This window comes from Streptomyces sp. NPDC093546 (assembly GCF_044765045.1).
Taxonomy (GTDB): domain Bacteria; phylum Actinomycetota; class Actinomycetes; order Streptomycetales; family Streptomycetaceae; genus Streptomyces.
In genome coordinates this window covers 202,656-218,701 of record NZ_JBIWJG010000011.1, presented here as the reverse complement: position 1 = coordinate 218,701, position 16,046 = coordinate 202,656, and the positions used below count along the sequence as shown (strand labels likewise).

Here is a 16,046-nt window from a genome sequence, read left to right as displayed (position 1 = left end):
CACCGAGGGGGGCGAGGTGGCCTCGCGGTCGGTCCCCACCCGTAGTCTTGGGGCCGTGCAGGAACTCCACGACGCCCCCCTCGCCCCGCTGACCACCTTCCGGCTCGGCGGGCCCGCCACCCGTCTCGTCACGGCCACGACCGACGCCGAGGTCGTCGCCGCCGTGCGCGACGCGGACGCCGCCGGGACGCCGCTGCTGATCATCGGCGGCGGCTCCAACCTCGTCATCGGCGACAAGGGCTTCGACGGCACCGCCCTGCGCATCGCCACGCAGGGCTTCTCCCTGGACGGCACGCGGCTGGAGCTCGCCGCCGGCGAGGTCTGGTCGGACGCCGTCGCGCGCACGGTCGAGGCCGGGCTCGCGGGCATCGAGTGCCTCGCCGGCATCCCCGGCTCGGCGGGTGCCACGCCGATCCAGAACGTGGGGGCGTACGGCCAGGAGGTCTCCGCCACCATCACCGAGGTCGTGGCGTACGACCGCCGCGCCGGCGAGACCGTGACCCTTCCGAACGCCGCGTGCGACTTCTCGTACCGCCACAGCCGCTTCAAGGCGCACCCGGACCGGTTCGTGGTGCTGCGCGTCCGCTTCCAGCTGGAGGACGCGCAGGGCATGAGCGCCCCCATCCGGTACGCCGAGACGGCGCGCGCCCTGGGTGTCGAGGCCGGCGACCGCGTCCCGGCCGCCGTCGCGCGCGAGACGGTCCTCAAGCTGCGGGCGGGCAAGGGCATGGTCCTGGACCCCGAGGACCACGACACCTGGTCGGCCGGGTCCTTCTTCACCAACCCGATCCTCGACGAGGCCGCGTACGAGACGTTCCTCACCCGCGTCCGCGACCGCCTCGGCCCCGACGTCACCCCGCCCGCCTTCCCGGCGGGGGAGGGCCGCGTCAAGACCTCGGCGGCCTGGCTGATCGACAAGGCGGGCTTCACCAAGGGCTACGGCTCGGGCCCGGCCCGCATCTCCACGAAGCACACCCTCGCCCTCACCAACCGCGGCGGGGCCACCACCGAGGACCTCCTGGCGCTGGCCCGCGAGGTCGTCGCCGGCGTACGGGACGCCTTCGGCATCACGCTCGTCAACGAGCCGGTGACGGTCGGCGTCAGCCTCTGACCCCCCCCGCCCCGGGCCGGTCAGCAGCACGTCACGCACCCGGGGCGGCCGCCAGCCAGTCGTCGATGCCCGACAGTAGCTTCGCCCTGACGTCCTCCGGCGCCGCCGAGGCCCGTACCGACTGGCGGGCCAGCTCGGCGAGCTCCTCGTCGGTGAAACCGTGGTGCACGCGCGCGATCTCGTACTGCGCCGCCAGCCGGGAGCCGAACAGCAGCGGGTCGTCCGCCCCCAGCGCCATTGGCACCCCCGCCTCGAACAGCGTCCGCAGCGGCACGTGCTCGGGCTTCTCGTAGACGCCCAGCGCCACGTTGGACGCCGGGCACACCTCGCAGGCCACGCCCTTCTCGGCCAGCCGCCGCAGCAGCCGCGGGTCCTCCGCGGCCCGCACCCCGTGCCCGACGCGCCGCGCCCCCAGGTCGTCCAGGCAGTCCCGTACGGACGCCGGGCCGGTCAGCTCGCCGCCGTGCGGCGCCGCCAGCAGCCCGCCCTCGCGCGCGATCGCGAACGCCCGGTCGAATTCGCGCGCCATACCGCGCCGCTCGTCGTTCGACAGCCCGAACCCGACCACACCGCGATCCGCGTACCGGACGGCGAGCCGCGCCAGCGTGCGGGCGTCCAGCGGATGCTTCATGCGGTTCGCGGCGACGACGACGCGCATCCCGAGGCCGGTCTCGCGCGACGCGCTCTCCACGGCGTCCAGGATGATCTCCAGCGCCGGGATCAGCCCGCCCAGCCTCGGCGCGTACGACGTCGGGTCCACCTGGATCTCCAGCCACCCGGATCCGTCCCTGACGTCCTCCTCCGCGGCCTCGCGCACCAGCCGCCGGATGTCCTCCGGCTCGCGCAGGCACGACCGGGCGAGGTCGTACAACCGCTGGAAACGGAACCACCCGCGCTCGTCGGTCGCCCGCAGCTTCGGGGGCTCCCCGCCGGTCAGCGCCTCGGGCAGGTGGACGCCGTACTTGTCGGCGAGCTCCAGCAGGGTGGCGGGCCGCATCGACCCGGTGAAGTGCAGGTGCAGATGGGCCTTGGGCAGCAGCCGCAGATCTCGAAGAACGTGCTCCATCTGGGGATCCTGCCAAACCGGTCGACCGCGCGGGAGCCCCCTTTTCGCTCCTTTCACCGATCGGGTGCTTGCGGGAACGGAAAAGCGGGCTCCCACAGGGAGCCCGCCTTCGCCTACGAAAATCCGTAGGCGGTGTTAGTCGCGCGCCTCCGCCAGCAGCTTCTGCATCCGCGAGACACCTTCCACCAGGTCCTCGTCGCCCAGCGCGTACGACAGCCGCAGGTAGCCCGGCGTACCGAACGCCTCACCCGGGACGACCGCGACCTCGGCCTCGTCCAGGATGAGCGCCGCCAGCTCCACCGACGTTCCGGGGCGCTTGCCGCGGATCTCCTTGCCGAGCAGGCCCTTGACCGACGGGTACACGTAGAACGCGCCCTCCGGCGTCGGGCAGACCACGCCGTCGATCTCGTTGAGCAGCCGCACGATCGTCTGACGGCGCCGGTCGAACGCGACGCGCATCTCGGCGACCGCGTCCAGGCTGCCGGAGACGGCGGCCAGGGCGGCGGCCTGCGCGACGTTGGAGACGTTCGACGTGGCGTGCGACTGGAGGTTCGTCGCCGCCTTCACCACGTCCTTCGGGCCGATGATCCACCCCACGCGCCAGCCCGTCATGGCGTACGTCTTGGCCACGCCGTTGACGACGATGCACTTGTCCCGCAGCTCCGGCAGGAGCGCCGGCAGCGAGGTGAAGGCGGCGTCGCCGTACACCAGGTGCTCGTAGATCTCGTCCGTCAGCACCCACAGGCCGTGCTCGACGGCCCAGCGGCCGATCGCCTCGGCGTCGGCCTTGCTGTAGACGGCGCCGGTCGGGTTGGACGGGGAGACGAACAGGACAACCTTGGTCCGCTCCGTACGGGCCGCCTCCAGCTGCTCCACCGACACCCGGTAGCCGGTGGTCTCGTCGGCGACGACCTCCACCGGGACACCGCCCGCCAGCCGGATCGACTCGGGGTACGTCGTCCAGTACGGCGCCGGGACGATGACCTCGTCGCCCGGGTCGAGGATCGCGGCGAAGGCCTCGTAGATCGCCTGCTTGCCGCCGTTGGTCACCAGGACCTGGGAGGCGTCGATCTCGTAGTCGGAGTCGCGCAGCGTCTTCGCGACGATCGCGGCCTTCAGCTCGGGCAGGCCGCCGGCCGGCGTGTAGCGGTGGTACTTCGGGTTGCGGCAGGCCTCGATCGCGGCCTCGACGATGTAGTCCGGCGTCGGGAAGTCGGGCTCACCCGCGCCGAAGCCGATCACCGGGCGACCGGCGGCCTTCAGGGCCTTGGCCTTGGCGTCGACGGCGAGGGTCGCGGACTCGGAGATCGCGCCGATGCGGGCGGAGACCCGGCGCTCGGTGGGAGGGATTGCAGCGCTCATGCGGCCCATCGTCCCAGACCCCGGAGGGGCCCGGTACACAGGTTTCGCTGTACGGACAAACGGTGCGTCAGCCCTTCCGCGGCCCCTCCGCAGGGGCTTTCGCCGCGACCGGCGGGCCGTGTCCGGGGCTATCTGTTCGACGCGGAGCCGCTGACCACGTACACTCTCTGCTCGTTGGCCCTCACCGACCACTTCCACGGATGCGGTAGGTTGGGGGAGAACGACAAAGGGTCGTAGCTCAATTGGTAGAGCACCGGTCTCCAAAACCGGCGGTTGGGGGTTCAAGTCCCTCCGGCCCTGCTACACACACCGCCAGGATGTGTGCGCAGGTATGTATGTCATTGCACCGCCGTGCGGCTCCACCCGGGCGCGGCACGGCCGACCCGGAATCAGGTGAGAGACGTGACGGACGCCGTAGGCTCCATCGACATGCCTGATGCCGAAGACGAAGCGCCCAAGAAGAACCGCAAGGGCGGCAAGCGCGGCAAGAAGGGCCCGCTGGGCCGTCTCGCGCTCTTCTACCGCCAGATCGTCGCCGAGCTGCGCAAGGTCGTCTGGCCCACGCGCAGCCAACTGTCGACGTACACCACCGTCGTCATCATTTTCGTCGTCGTCATGATCGGCCTCGTGACCGTGATCGACCTCGGCTTCCAGGAAGCAGTCAAGTACGTCTTCGGCTGATTCCCGCGGAGGGCGCCCACCCCGGCGCCCCTTTTCGCATGTTCCACCCCATCTGTATCCAGGAAGAAGCAGCCACCGTGTCTGACCCGAACCTGAACGAGTCCGCCCAGGACGAGCTCGACGTCGTCGAGGCGGCCGACGAGGACCAGGCGGAAGCTGCGGACGCCGCTGCCGGCGAGGCGGCCGAGGAGGCCGCGCTCCACGTCGAGGACGAGGACGCGGACGAGGCCGTCGAGGACGAGGGCGACGTCGAGGCCGCCGAGGACGCGGACGAGGAGTCCGAGCTCGAGGCCGTCGAGGCCGTCGCGGACGAGGACGAAGAGGCCGCCGAGGAGCCCGAGGCCCCCGTCGACCCGGTCGCCGCCCTGCGCGAGGAGCTGCGCGGCCTGCCCGGCGAGTGGTACGTGATCCACACCTACGCGGGCTACGAGAAGCGCGTGAAGGCGAACCTGGAGCAGCGTGCCGTCTCGCTGAACGTCGAGGACTTCATCTACCAGGCTGAGGTCCCCGAGGAAGAGATCGTCCAGATCAAGAACGGCGAGCGCAAGAACGTCAAGCAGAACAAGCTGCCTGGCTACGTGCTCGTCCGCATGGACCTGACGAACGAGTCCTGGGGCGTCGTCCGCAACACCCCCGGTGTCACCGGCTTCGTGGGCAACGCCTACGACCCGTACCCGCTGACCCTGGACGAGATCGTCAAGATGCTCGCCCCGGAGGCCGAGGCCAAGGCCGCCCGCGAGGCCGCCGAGGCCGAGGGCAAGCCGGCTCCGGCCCGCAAGGTCGAGGTCCAGGTGCTGGACTTCGAGGTCGGCGACTCGGTCACCGTCACCGACGGCCCGTTCGCCACGCTCCAGGCCACGATCAACGAGATCAACGCCGACTCGAAGAAGGTCAAGGGCCTCGTCGAGATCTTCGGCCGCGAGACCCCGGTCGAGCTGAGCTTCGACCAGATCCAGAAGAACTAACCCCACAGGTTTCCGGTCAGGTCAGATCAGCTGTCGCAGCTGCTCTGACCTGCTCGGTTTTTGGCCGCACTGCCATACCCGTTATCGTGGTGCGGTATGCCTCCATCCGGATGATCCGGGCGGTGGCTGGAAAACTCTCACTAGGACCCGGAGAGAGCAATGCCTCCCAAGAAGAAGAAGGTCACGGGGCTTATCAAGCTCCAGATCCAGGCCGGCGCGGCCAACCCGGCTCCGCCGGTCGGCCCCGCGCTGGGTCAGCACGGCGTCAACATCATGGAGTTCTGCAAGGCCTACAACGCCGCGACCGAGTCGCAGCGTGGCATGGTCGTGCCGGTGGAGATCACGGTCTACGAGGACCGTTCCTTCACCTTCGTCACCAAGACTCCGCCGGCCGCCAAGCTGATCCTCAAGGCCGCGGGTGTGGACAAGGGCTCCGGCGAGCCGCACAAGACCAAGGTCGCCAAGCTCACGCGCGACCAGGTCCGTGACATCGCCACGACCAAGATGCCCGACCTGAACGCCAACGACCTGGACGCCGCCGAGAAGATCATCGCCGGCACCGCCCGTTCCATGGGCATCACGGTCGAGGGCTGATCAGCCCCCTTGTGACCTTTGTGGGAGGGCCCGCGCTGGCCCCGACCACAACTCCACACCTGCCACGCGGCGCAGCCGCATGGTGTTACTACGCAGGAGAAGAAGTGAAGCGCAGCAAGGCTCTCCGCGGCGCGGACGCCAAGGTCGACCGGGAGCGTAACTACGCCCCCCTCGAGGCCGTCCGTCTCGCCAAGGACACCGCCGCCACCAAGTTCGACGGCACCGTCGAGGTCGCCTTCCGCCTGGGTGTCGACCCGCGCAAGGCGGACCAGATGGTCCGTGGCACCGTGAACCTTCCGCACGGCACCGGTAAGACCGCCCGGGTCCTGGTCTTCGCGACCGGTGACCGTGCTGCGGCCGCGGAGGCCGCGGGCGCCGACATCGTCGGCTCCGACGAACTGATCGACGAGGTCGCGAAGGGCCGTCTGGACTTCGACGCCGTCGTCGCCACCCCGGACCTCATGGGCAAGGTCGGCCGCCTCGGCCGCGTCCTCGGCCCCCGTGGTCTGATGCCGAACCCGAAGACCGGCACCGTCACGATGGACGTCGCCAAGGCCGTCACCGACATCAAGGGCGGCAAGATCGAGTTCCGTGTCGACAAGCACGCGAACCTGCACTTCATCATCGGCAAGGTCTCCTTCGACGAGACCAAGCTGGTCGAGAACTACGCCGCGGCGCTGGACGAGATCCTCCGTCTGAAGCCGTCGGCCGCCAAGGGCCGCTACATCAAGAAGGCGACCCTGAGCACCACGATGGGCCCCGGCATCCCGCTGGACCCGAACCGCACCCGCAACCTCCTCGTCGAGGAGGACCCGGCCGCCGTCTGATCCTGACGGCTGTCGCGGGTCTCGCGTACGAAGCCGGCCCCCATCGCTCTCCGGAGCGGTGGGGGCCGGTTTTTTCGCGCCCGGAGGCGAAGGGGCCCGTCAGCCGTTCGGCCCGATTTGCTTGACGGGGAACCATTCGCGTACGCTTCCGAGGAAGCCAAAGACCGCTGGTCGTTGCCGTGCCCTCGCGAGGGGTCCGGTGGCCGAAGGATCCGCTAGCTGCGGACGACCCGCGCAGGTGACTGTGGATGTACTCCCGGATGCCGCTCCTCACGGAGCACAGCCGGTTGAGTCACGCCCCGTGCGCCTGCGCCGGGGCGTTTCGTTTTGCCCAGTCTCCTTCCTTCAGCCCATGCGGTCCGAATCACCCGGAAGGAGGCCGAGGCTCATGGCGAGGCCCGACAAGGCTGCCGCGGTTGCCGAGCTGACGGACAAGTTCCGCAGCTCCAACGCCGCTGTGCTGACCGAGTACCGCGGTCTCACCGTGGCACAGCTCAAGCAGCTGCGCCGTTCGCTCGGTGAGAACGCCCAGTACGCCGTGGTGAAGAACACGCTCACCCTGATTGCGGCCCGTGAGGCCGGGATCACGCTGGAGGACCAGCTCTTCGCTGGCCCGACGGCTGTCGCCTTCGTCACCGGTGACCCGGTGGAGTCGGCGAAGGGTCTTCGTGACTTCGCCAAGGAGAACCCGAACCTCATCATCAAGGGCGGTGTCCTTGACGGCAAGGCGCTGTCCGCCGATGAGATCAAGAAGCTCGCGGACCTCGAGTCCCGCGAGGTTCTGCTCGCCAAGCTGGCGGGCGCCATGAAGGGCAAGCAGTCCCAGGCTGCCGCGCTCTTCCAGGCGCTTCCCTCGAAGCTCGTCCGCACCGTGGACGCGCTCCGTGCCAAGCAGGCCGAGCAGGGCGGTGCCGAGTAATTCGGCTCGCGCATTGATCCGCGCCGCCTGACGCGTCGCGGGTCGTAGCGGGCCCAACGTACGCCCGCCTCACTTGTACACCCGGCACCAGCCGATTTAGTGGAAGGACCGCCATCATGGCGAAGCTGTCTCAGGACGAGCTGCTCGAGCAGTTCGAAGGCATGACCCTCATCGAGCTCGCCGCGTTCGTCTCGGCGTTCGAGGAGAAGTTCGACGTCACCGCCGCCGCTCCGGTCGCCGTTGCCGCCGCCGGCGCCCCGGGCGCCCCGGCCGCCGAGGTCGAGGAGAAGGACGAGTTCGACGTCATCCTCACCGGCGCCGGCGACAAGAAGATCCAGGTCATCAAGGTCGTGCGCGAGCTGACCTCCCTGGGTCTGAAGGAGGCCAAGGACCTCGTCGACGGCACCCCGAAGCCGGTCCTCGAGAAGGTCAACAAGGAGCAGGCCGACAAGGCTGCCGAGTCCCTCAAGGCCGCCGGCGCGGCTGTCGAGGTCAAGTGACCTTGCGGGTCTCCTGACTCGTCTTGACGCCCCTCAGGGGCGTTTCGAAGGGCGATCACCCAACCGGGTGGTCGCCCTTCGGCGTGCTCGGGACGCCTGTCTTGCGCTGAGCCCCACGCGGAGTATGGTGATCTTCGCCGTGCGCCCCGCTCACCCGGGGGCCTTGACGAACCGCACGCCGCGCGCAATTCTCAGGACGCGTCGTCACAACGATCCGCATCCGAGGCATGGATCGACGGGCGAACGGGCAGTATCGATGTGCGCCGACAGCGCGAGGTGCCGGGAGTTGAGAAGAACGAGGGTCGCGATTTACTCGCCCTGGACATCAGTGGGCCAAGTGGCTACACTGACCCTTTGCGCTGCCTGTTAGCTGCTCCCTGCCCGTCACCAGGGGCATACCCTCGCAAGAGCACAGAGTCCGACTGTCCTGACCAGGCCTTTTGGCTGACATCAGGAAAATTCGTCCTCGTGTCCTGTGGGGGACCGGTACGCGCGTAGTGAGTCCGAGCCCTCGGAAGGACCCCCTCTTGGCCGCCTCGCGCAACGCCTCGACCGCGAATACGAACAACGGCGCAAGCACCGCCCCGCTGCGCATCTCCTTTGCAAAGATCAAGGAGCCCCTCGAGGTTCCGAACCTCCTCGCGCTGCAGACCGAGAGCTTTGACTGGCTGCTCGGCAACGCCGCCTGGAAGGCTCGTGTCGAGGCGGCTCTGGAGTCCGGACAGGACGTCCCCACCAAGTCCGGTCTGGAGGAGATCTTCGAGGAGATCTCGCCGATCGAGGACTTCTCCGGGTCGATGTCGCTGACCTTCCGCGACCACCGCTTCGAGCCTCCGAAGAACTCCATCGACGAGTGCAAGGAGCGCGACTTCACCTACGCCGCGCCGCTCTTCGTCACGGCCGAGTTCACCAACAACGAGACCGGCGAGATCAAGTCCCAGACGGTCTTCATGGGCGACTTCCCGCTCATGACCAACAAGGGCACCTTCGTCATCAACGGCACCGAGCGTGTCGTGGTGTCGCAGCTCGTCCGCTCGCCGGGTGTGTACTTCGACTCCTCCATCGACAAGACGTCCGACAAGGACATCTTCTCCGCCAAGATCATCCCGTCCCGGGGTGCCTGGCTGGAGATGGAGATCGACAAGCGCGACATGGTCGGTGTCCGCATCGACCGCAAGCGCAAGCAGTCCGTGACCGTCCTCCTGAAGGCGCTCGGCTGGACCACCGAGCAGATCCTGCAGGAGTTCGGCGAGTACGAGTCCATGCGCGCCACCCTGGAGAAGGACCACACCCAGGGCCAGGACGACGCGCTGCTCGACATCTACCGCAAGCTGCGCCCGGGCGAGCCGCCGACGCGCGAGGCCGCCCAGACGCTTCTGGAGAACCTCTACTTCAACCCGAAGCGTTACGACCTGGCCAAGGTCGGCCGCTACAAGGTCAACAAGAAGCTCGGTGCGGACGAGCCGCTGGACGCCGGGGTCCTGACCGTCGACGACATCATCGCGACGATCAAGTACCTGGTGAAGCTCCACGCGGGCGAGACCGAGACCGTCGGTGAGAACGGCTCGACCATCGTGGTCGAGACGGACGACATCGACCACTTCGGCAACCGTCGTCTGCGCAACGTCGGCGAGCTCATCCAGAACCAGGTCCGTACGGGTCTGGCTCGTATGGAGCGCGTCGTGCGCGAGCGCATGACGACCCAGGACGTCGAGGCGATCACGCCGCAGACCCTGATCAACATCCGGCCGGTCGTCGCCTCCATCAAGGAGTTCTTCGGCACCAGCCAGCTGTCGCAGTTCATGGACCAGAACAACCCGCTGTCCGGGCTGACGCACAAGCGTCGTCTGTCCGCGCTCGGCCCGGGTGGTCTGTCCCGTGAGCGGGCCGGCTTCGAGGTCCGAGACGTGCACCCGTCCCACTACGGACGCATGTGCCCGATCGAGACCCCTGAAGGCCCGAACATCGGTCTGATCGGTTCGCTCGCCTCGTACGGCCGGGTCAACGCCTTCGGCTTCGTCGAGACGCCGTACCGCAAGGTCGTCGAGGGCCAGGTCACCGACGAGGTGGACTACCTGACCGCCGACGAGGAGGACCGCTTCGTCATCGCCCAGGCCAACGCGCCGCTGACCGACGAGCTCCGGTTCGCCGAGGCCCGCGTGCTGGTCCGCCGCCGTGGCGGCGAGGTCGACTACGTCGCGCCCGACGACGTGGACTACATGGACGTCTCGCCGCGCCAGATGGTGTCGGTCGCGACCGCCATGATCCCGTTCCTCGAGCACGACGACGCCAACCGTGCCCTCATGGGCGCGAACATGATGCGCCAGGCCGTTCCGCTCATCAAGGCGGAGGCCCCGCTCGTCGGCACCGGCATGGAGTACCGCTGTGCCACCGACGCCGGCGACGTCGTCAAGGCGGAGAAGGACGGTGTGATCCAGGAGCTCTCCGCGGACTACATCACCGTCGCCAACGACGACGGCACGTACATCACGTACCGCCTGGCCAAGTTCGCCCGTTCCAACCAGGGCACCTCGGTCAACCAGAAGGTCGTCGTCTCCGAGGGTGACCGGGTCGTCGAGGGCCAGGTCCTCGCCGACGGTCCGGCCACCGAGAACGGCGAGATGGCGCTGGGCAAGAACCTGCTCGTGGCGTTCATGCCGTGGGAGGGTCACAACTACGAGGACGCGATCATCCTGTCGCAGCGCCTCGTGCAGGACGACGTCCTCTCCTCGATCCACATCGAGGAGCACGAGGTCGACGCCCGTGACACCAAGCTCGGCCCCGAGGAGATCACCCGGGACATCCCGAACGTCTCCGAGGAGGTCCTCGCCGACCTCGACGAGCGCGGCATCATCCGTATCGGTGCCGAGGTCGTCGCCGGCGACATCCTCGTCGGCAAGGTCACGCCCAAGGGCGAGACCGAGCTGACCCCGGAGGAGCGCCTGCTCCGCGCGATCTTCGGTGAGAAGGCCCGTGAGGTCCGTGACACCTCGCTGAAGGTGCCGCACGGCGAGACCGGCAAGGTCATCGGCGTACGCGTCTTCGACCGCGAGGAGGGCGACGAGCTTCCCCCCGGTGTGAACCAGCTGGTGCGCGTGTACGTCGCGCAGAAGCGCAAGATCACCGACGGTGACAAGCTCGCCGGCCGTCACGGCAACAAGGGTGTCATCTCCAAGATCCTGCCCATCGAGGACATGCCGTTCCTCGAGGACGGAACTCCGGTCGACATCATCCTCAACCCGCTGGGTGTCCCGTCCCGAATGAACCCGGGACAGGTCCTGGAGATCCACCTCGGCTGGCTCGCCAGCCGCGGCTGGGACGTCTCCGGCCTCGCGGACGAGTGGGCGCAGCGCCTCCAGGCCATCGGCGCCGACAAGGTCGAGCCCGGTACCAACGTCGCCACCCCCGTCTTCGACGGTGCGCGTGAGGACGAGCTGGCCGGTCTGCTGCAGCACACCATCCCGAACCGCGACGGGGACCGGATGGTGCTGCCGACCGGTAAGGCCCGGCTGTTCGACGGCCGCTCCGGCGAGCCGTTCCCGGACCCGATCTCGGTCGGGTACATGTACATCCTCAAGCTCCACCACCTGGTCGACGACAAGCTGCACGCGCGTTCGACCGGTCCGTACTCGATGATCACCCAGCAGCCGCTGGGTGGTAAGGCTCAGTTCGGTGGCCAGCGCTTCGGTGAGATGGAGGTGTGGGCGCTGGAGGCTTACGGCGCCGCGTACGCCCTCCAGGAGCTGCTGACCATCAAGTCCGACGACGTCACCGGCCGCGTGAAGGTCTACGAGGCGATCGTCAAGGGCGAGAACATCCCCGAGCCCGGCATCCCGGAGTCCTTCAAGGTGCTCATCAAGGAGATGCAGTCCCTGTGCCTCAACGTGGAGGTGCTGTCCTCGGACGGCATGTCCATCGAGATGCGCGACACCGACGAGGACGTCTTCCGCGCTGCGGAAGAGCTTGGCATCGACCTGTCCCGGCGCGAGCCGAGCAGCGTCGAAGAGGTCTGACGGGTCTGGTCGGGGCCTCCTCGTGAGGCCCCGGCCCTGCCCCGGACCCGTACAGACCATGATTGAGACTCAAACCCTGAGAGGGATTGACGCATAGTGCTCGACGTCAACTTCTTCGACGAGCTGCGGATCGGCCTGGCCACCGCGGACGACATCCGTCAGTGGTCCCACGGCGAGGTCAAGAAGCCGGAGACCATCAACTACCGCACCCTGAAGCCCGAAAAGGACGGACTCTTCTGCGAGAAGATCTTCGGTCCGACCCGGGACTGGGAGTGCTACTGCGGCAAGTACAAGCGCGTCCGCTTCAAGGGCATCATCTGTGAGCGGTGTGGCGTCGAGGTCACCCGCGCCAAGGTGCGCCGTGAGCGGATGGGCCACATCGAGCTGGCCGCTCCCGTCACCCACATCTGGTACTTCAAGGGCGTGCCGTCCCGCCTGGGCTACCTGCTGGACCTCGCCCCGAAGGACCTGGAGAAGGTCATCTACTTCGCGGCGTACATGATCACGTACGTCGACGAGGAGCGCCGCACGCGCGACCTGCCCTCGCTGGAGGCCCATGTCTCCGTCGAGCGCCAGCAGATCGAGCAGCGCCGCGACGCCGACCTCGAGGCCCGCGCCAAGAAGCTCGAGACCGACCTGGCCGAGCTGGAGGCCGAGGGCGCCAAGGCCGACGTGCGCCGCAAGGTGCGCGAGGGTGCCGAGCGCGAGATGAAGCAGCTGCGCGACCGCGCCCAGCGCGAGATCGACCGTCTCGACGAGGTGTGGAACCGCTTCAAGAACCTCAAGGTCCAGGACCTGGAGGGTGACGAGCTGCTCTACCGCGAGCTGCGTGACCGCTTCGGCACGTACTTCGACGGTTCGATGGGTGCCGCGGCGCTGCAGAAGCGCCTGGAGTCCTTCGACCTCGAGGAGGAGGCCGAGCGTCTCCGCGAGATCATCCGTACCGGCAAGGGCCAGAAGAAGACCCGTGCGCTCAAGCGCCTGAAGGTCGTCTCCGCCTTCCTGCAGACCAGCAACAGCCCCAAGGGCATGGTGCTGGACTGCGTCCCGGTGATCCCGCCGGACCTGCGTCCGATGGTGCAGCTGGACGGTGGCCGCTTCGCGACCTCCGACCTGAACGACCTGTACCGCCGTGTCATCAACCGCAACAACCGCCTCAAGCGTCTCCTTGACCTCGGTGCCCCCGAGATCATCGTGAACAACGAGAAGCGGATGCTGCAGGAGGCCGTCGACGCGCTGTTCGACAACGGCCGCCGCGGCCGCCCGGTCACCGGTCCCGGTAACCGCCCGCTGAAGTCCCTCAGCGACATGCTGAAGGGCAAGCAGGGTCGCTTCCGTCAGAACCTGCTCGGTAAGCGAGTCGACTACTCGGCGCGTTCCGTCATCGTCGTCGGCCCGCAGCTGAAGCTGCACCAGTGCGGTCTGCCCAAGGCCATGGCGCTGGAGCTCTTCAAGCCGTTCGTGATGAAGCGCCTGGTCGACCTGAACCACGCGCAGAACATCAAGTCGGCCAAGCGCATGGTCGAGCGCGGCCGCACCGTCGTGTACGACGTCCTCGAAGAGGTCATCGCCGAGCACCCGGTGCTGCTGAACCGTGCGCCCACGCTGCACCGCCTCGGCATCCAGGCCTTCGAGCCGCAGCTGGTCGAGGGCAAGGCCATCCAGATTCACCCGCTCGTCTGCACCGCGTTCAACGCGGACTTCGACGGTGACCAGATGGCCGTCCACCTGCCGCTCTCCGCGGAGGCGCAGGCCGAGGCCCGCATCCTGATGCTGTCCTCGAACAACATCCTCAAGCCGGCCGACGGCCGTCCGGTCACCATGCCGACCCAGGACATGGTGCTGGGCCTCTTCTTCCTGACCACGGACGAGGAGGAGCGCGAGGTCAAGGGTGAGGGCCGCGCCTTCAACTCCTCCGCCGAAGCGATCATGGCGTTCGACATGGGCGAGCTCTCGCTCCAGGCGAAGGTCGACATCCGCTTCCCGATCGGCACCGTCCCGCCGCGTGGCTGGACCCCGCCGGTGGCGGAGGAGGGCGAGCCCGAGTGGCAGCAGGGTGACTCGTTCCGTCTGCGGACGACCCTGGGCCGCGCGCTCTTCAACGAGCTGCTGCCCGAGGACTACCCCTTCGTCGACTACTCGGTCGGCAAGAAGCAGCTCTCCGAGATCGTCAACGACCTCGCCGAGCGCTACCCCAAGGTCATCGTGGCGGCGACGCTCGACAACCTGAAGGCGGCCGGCTTCTACTGGGCGACCCGTTCCGGCGTCACCGTGGCCATCTCCGACGTCGTCGTTCCCGAGGCGAAGAAGGAGATCGTCAAGGGGTACGAGGAGCAGGACGAGAAGGTCCAGAAGCAGTACGAGCGCGGTCTGATCACCAAGGAAGAGCGCACGCAGGAGCTCATCGCGATCTGGACCAAGGCGACCAACGAGGTCGCCGAGGCGATGAACGCGAACTTCCCCAAGACCAACCCCATCTTCATGATGGTTGACTCGGGTGCCCGAGGAAACATGATGCAGATGCGGCAGATCGCCGGTATGCGTGGTCTGGTGTCGAACGCGAAGAACGAGACCATCCCGCGTCCGATCAAGGCGTCCTTCCGTGAGGGCCTGTCGGTGCTGGAGTACTTCATCTCCACCCACGGTGCCCGTAAGGGCCTGGCCGACACCGCCCTGCGTACCGCCGACTCGGGTTACCTCACCCGTCGTCTGGTGGACGTCTCGCAGGACGTCATCATCCGCGAGGAGGACTGCGGCACCGAGCGCGGCCTCAAGCTGCGGATCGCCGAGCGCGGCGAGGACGGCGTGCTGCGCAAGGCGGACGACGTCGAGACGTCCGTGTACGCGCGGATGCTCGCCGAGGACGTCGTGGTGGACGGCAAGGTCATCGCGCCGGCCAACGTCGACCTGGGTGACGTCCTGATCGACGCGCTGGTCAACGCGGGCGTCGAGGAGGTCAAGACCCGCTCGGTCCTGACCTGTGAGTCCGCGGTCGGCACCTGTGCCTTCTGCTACGGCCGTTCGCTCGCCACCGGCAAGCTGGTCGACATCGGTGAGGCGGTCGGCATCATCGCCGCCCAGTCCATCGGTGAGCCCGGTACCCAGCTGACGATGCGTACCTTCCACACCGGTGGTGTGGCCGGTGACGACATCACCCAGGGTCTGCCCCGTGTCGTCGAGCTCTTCGAGGCTCGTACGCCGAAGGGTGTCGCCCCGATCTCCGAGGCCTCCGGCCGCGTGCGGATCGAGGAGACGGAGAAGACGAAGAAGATCGTCGTCACTCCGGACGACGGCAGCGACGAGACGGCCTACCCGATCTCGAAGCGCGCCAAGGTCCTGGTCTCCGAGGGCGACCACGTCGAGGTGGGCCAGAAGCTCACCGCGGGTGCCACCAACCCGCACGACGTGCTGCGCATCCTGGGTCAGCGTGCCGTCCAGGTCCACCTGGTCGGCGAGGTCCAGAAGGTGTACAACTCGCAGGGCGTGTCGATCCACGACAAGCACATCGAGATCATCATCCGGCAGATGCTGCGCCGCGTGACGATCATCGAGTCCGGCGACGCGGAGCTGCTGCCGGGCGAGCTCGTCGAGCGGTCGAAGTTCGAGTCCGAGAACCGTCGTGTGGTCCAGGAAGGCGGCCACCCGGCCTCCGGCCGTCCGCAGCTGATGGGTATCACCAAGGCGTCGCTGGCGACGGAGTCGTGGCTGTCCGCGGCCTCCTTCCAGGAGACGACCAGGGTCCTGACGGACGCGGCGATCAACGCCAAGTCCGACTCCCTGATCGGCCTCAAGGAGAACGTCATCATCGGTAAGCTCATCCCGGCCGGTACGGGCCTGTCCCGCTACCGCAACATCCGGGTCGAGCCGACCGAGGAGGCCAAGGCCGCGATGTACTCGGCCGTCGGCTACGACGACATCGACTACTCGCCGTTCGGCACCGGCTCCGGCCAGGCCGTTCCGCTGGAGGACTACGACTACGGTCCGTACAACCAGTAAGCGAGTCGCTTG

11 protein-coding genes and 1 tRNA gene are annotated in these 16,046 nt (G+C 68.0%); 10 read left to right on the top strand and 2 right to left on the bottom strand.

What is annotated here, in order from left to right:
- The first annotated feature begins 16 nt into the window (after nt 1-16).
- A complete protein-coding gene (locus ACIRNI_RS23895) occupies nt 17-1,111 on the top strand; it encodes a UDP-N-acetylmuramate dehydrogenase (protein ID WP_403554076.1) in 1,095 nt (364 codons plus the stop codon).
- Nucleotides 1,112-1,142: 31 nt separating this feature from the next.
- Here ACIRNI_RS23895 and ACIRNI_RS23890 read toward each other — a convergent pair whose 3' ends face one another.
- Both ACIRNI_RS23890 and ACIRNI_RS23885 read right to left on the bottom strand, forming a co-directional pair.
- Nucleotides 1,143-2,177, bottom strand: a complete 1,035-nt coding sequence (locus tag ACIRNI_RS23890) for an adenosine deaminase (protein WP_403554074.1) — start codon at nt 2,175-2,177, stop codon at nt 1,143-1,145.
- Nucleotides 2,178-2,312: 135 nt separating this feature from the next.
- Nucleotides 2,313-3,539: a pyridoxal phosphate-dependent aminotransferase gene (locus ACIRNI_RS23885; protein ID WP_403554072.1), complete on the bottom strand. Its 1,227-nt coding sequence runs from the start codon at nt 3,537-3,539 to the stop codon at nt 2,313-2,315.
- Nucleotides 3,540-3,766: 227 nt separating this feature from the next.
- Here ACIRNI_RS23885 and ACIRNI_RS23880 point away from each other — a divergent pair.
- The 9 genes from ACIRNI_RS23880 to ACIRNI_RS23840 all read left to right on the top strand — a co-directional run bounded on the left by ACIRNI_RS23880 (nt 3,767) and on the right by ACIRNI_RS23840 (nt 16,034).
- A tRNA-Trp gene (locus tag ACIRNI_RS23880) sits at nt 3,767-3,839 on the top strand.
- 102 nt (nt 3,840-3,941) lie between these two features.
- Nucleotides 3,942-4,220, top strand: coding sequence for a preprotein translocase subunit SecE (gene secE, locus ACIRNI_RS23875; protein ID WP_355366709.1), 279 nt, complete (start codon nt 3,942-3,944; stop codon nt 4,218-4,220).
- Between the two features lie 77 nt (nt 4,221-4,297).
- Nucleotides 4,298-5,185, top strand: a complete 888-nt coding sequence (gene nusG / locus ACIRNI_RS23870; protein ID WP_403554070.1) for a transcription termination/antitermination protein NusG — start codon at nt 4,298-4,300, stop codon at nt 5,183-5,185.
- A 159-nt stretch (nt 5,186-5,344) separates the two neighbouring features.
- Nucleotides 5,345-5,779, top strand: coding sequence for a 50S ribosomal protein L11 (gene rplK, locus ACIRNI_RS23865; RefSeq protein WP_003956479.1), 435 nt, complete (start codon nt 5,345-5,347; stop codon nt 5,777-5,779).
- A gap of 104 nt (nt 5,780-5,883) precedes the next feature.
- Nucleotides 5,884-6,606 (top strand): 50S ribosomal protein L1, encoded by a 723-nt coding sequence (gene rplA / locus ACIRNI_RS23860; protein ID WP_355366715.1) that lies wholly within the window; start codon nt 5,884-5,886, stop codon nt 6,604-6,606.
- Nucleotides 6,607-6,994: 388 nt separating this feature from the next.
- On the top strand, nt 6,995-7,525 hold the full coding sequence (gene rplJ / locus ACIRNI_RS23855) for a 50S ribosomal protein L10 (RefSeq protein ID WP_355366718.1): 531 nt from the start codon (nt 6,995-6,997) through the stop codon (nt 7,523-7,525).
- 116 nt (nt 7,526-7,641) lie between these two features.
- On the top strand, nt 7,642-8,025 hold the full coding sequence (gene rplL, locus ACIRNI_RS23850; protein WP_403554069.1) for a 50S ribosomal protein L7/L12: 384 nt from the start codon (nt 7,642-7,644) through the stop codon (nt 8,023-8,025).
- A 527-nt stretch (nt 8,026-8,552) separates the two neighbouring features.
- Nucleotides 8,553-12,038 (top strand): DNA-directed RNA polymerase subunit beta, encoded by a 3,486-nt coding sequence (rpoB, locus tag ACIRNI_RS23845; RefSeq protein WP_355366724.1) that lies wholly within the window; start codon nt 8,553-8,555, stop codon nt 12,036-12,038.
- A 96-nt stretch (nt 12,039-12,134) separates the two neighbouring features.
- Nucleotides 12,135-16,034: a DNA-directed RNA polymerase subunit beta' gene (locus ACIRNI_RS23840; RefSeq protein WP_403554067.1), complete on the top strand. Its 3,900-nt coding sequence runs from the start codon at nt 12,135-12,137 to the stop codon at nt 16,032-16,034.
- Nucleotides 16,035-16,046 lie beyond the last annotated feature (12 nt).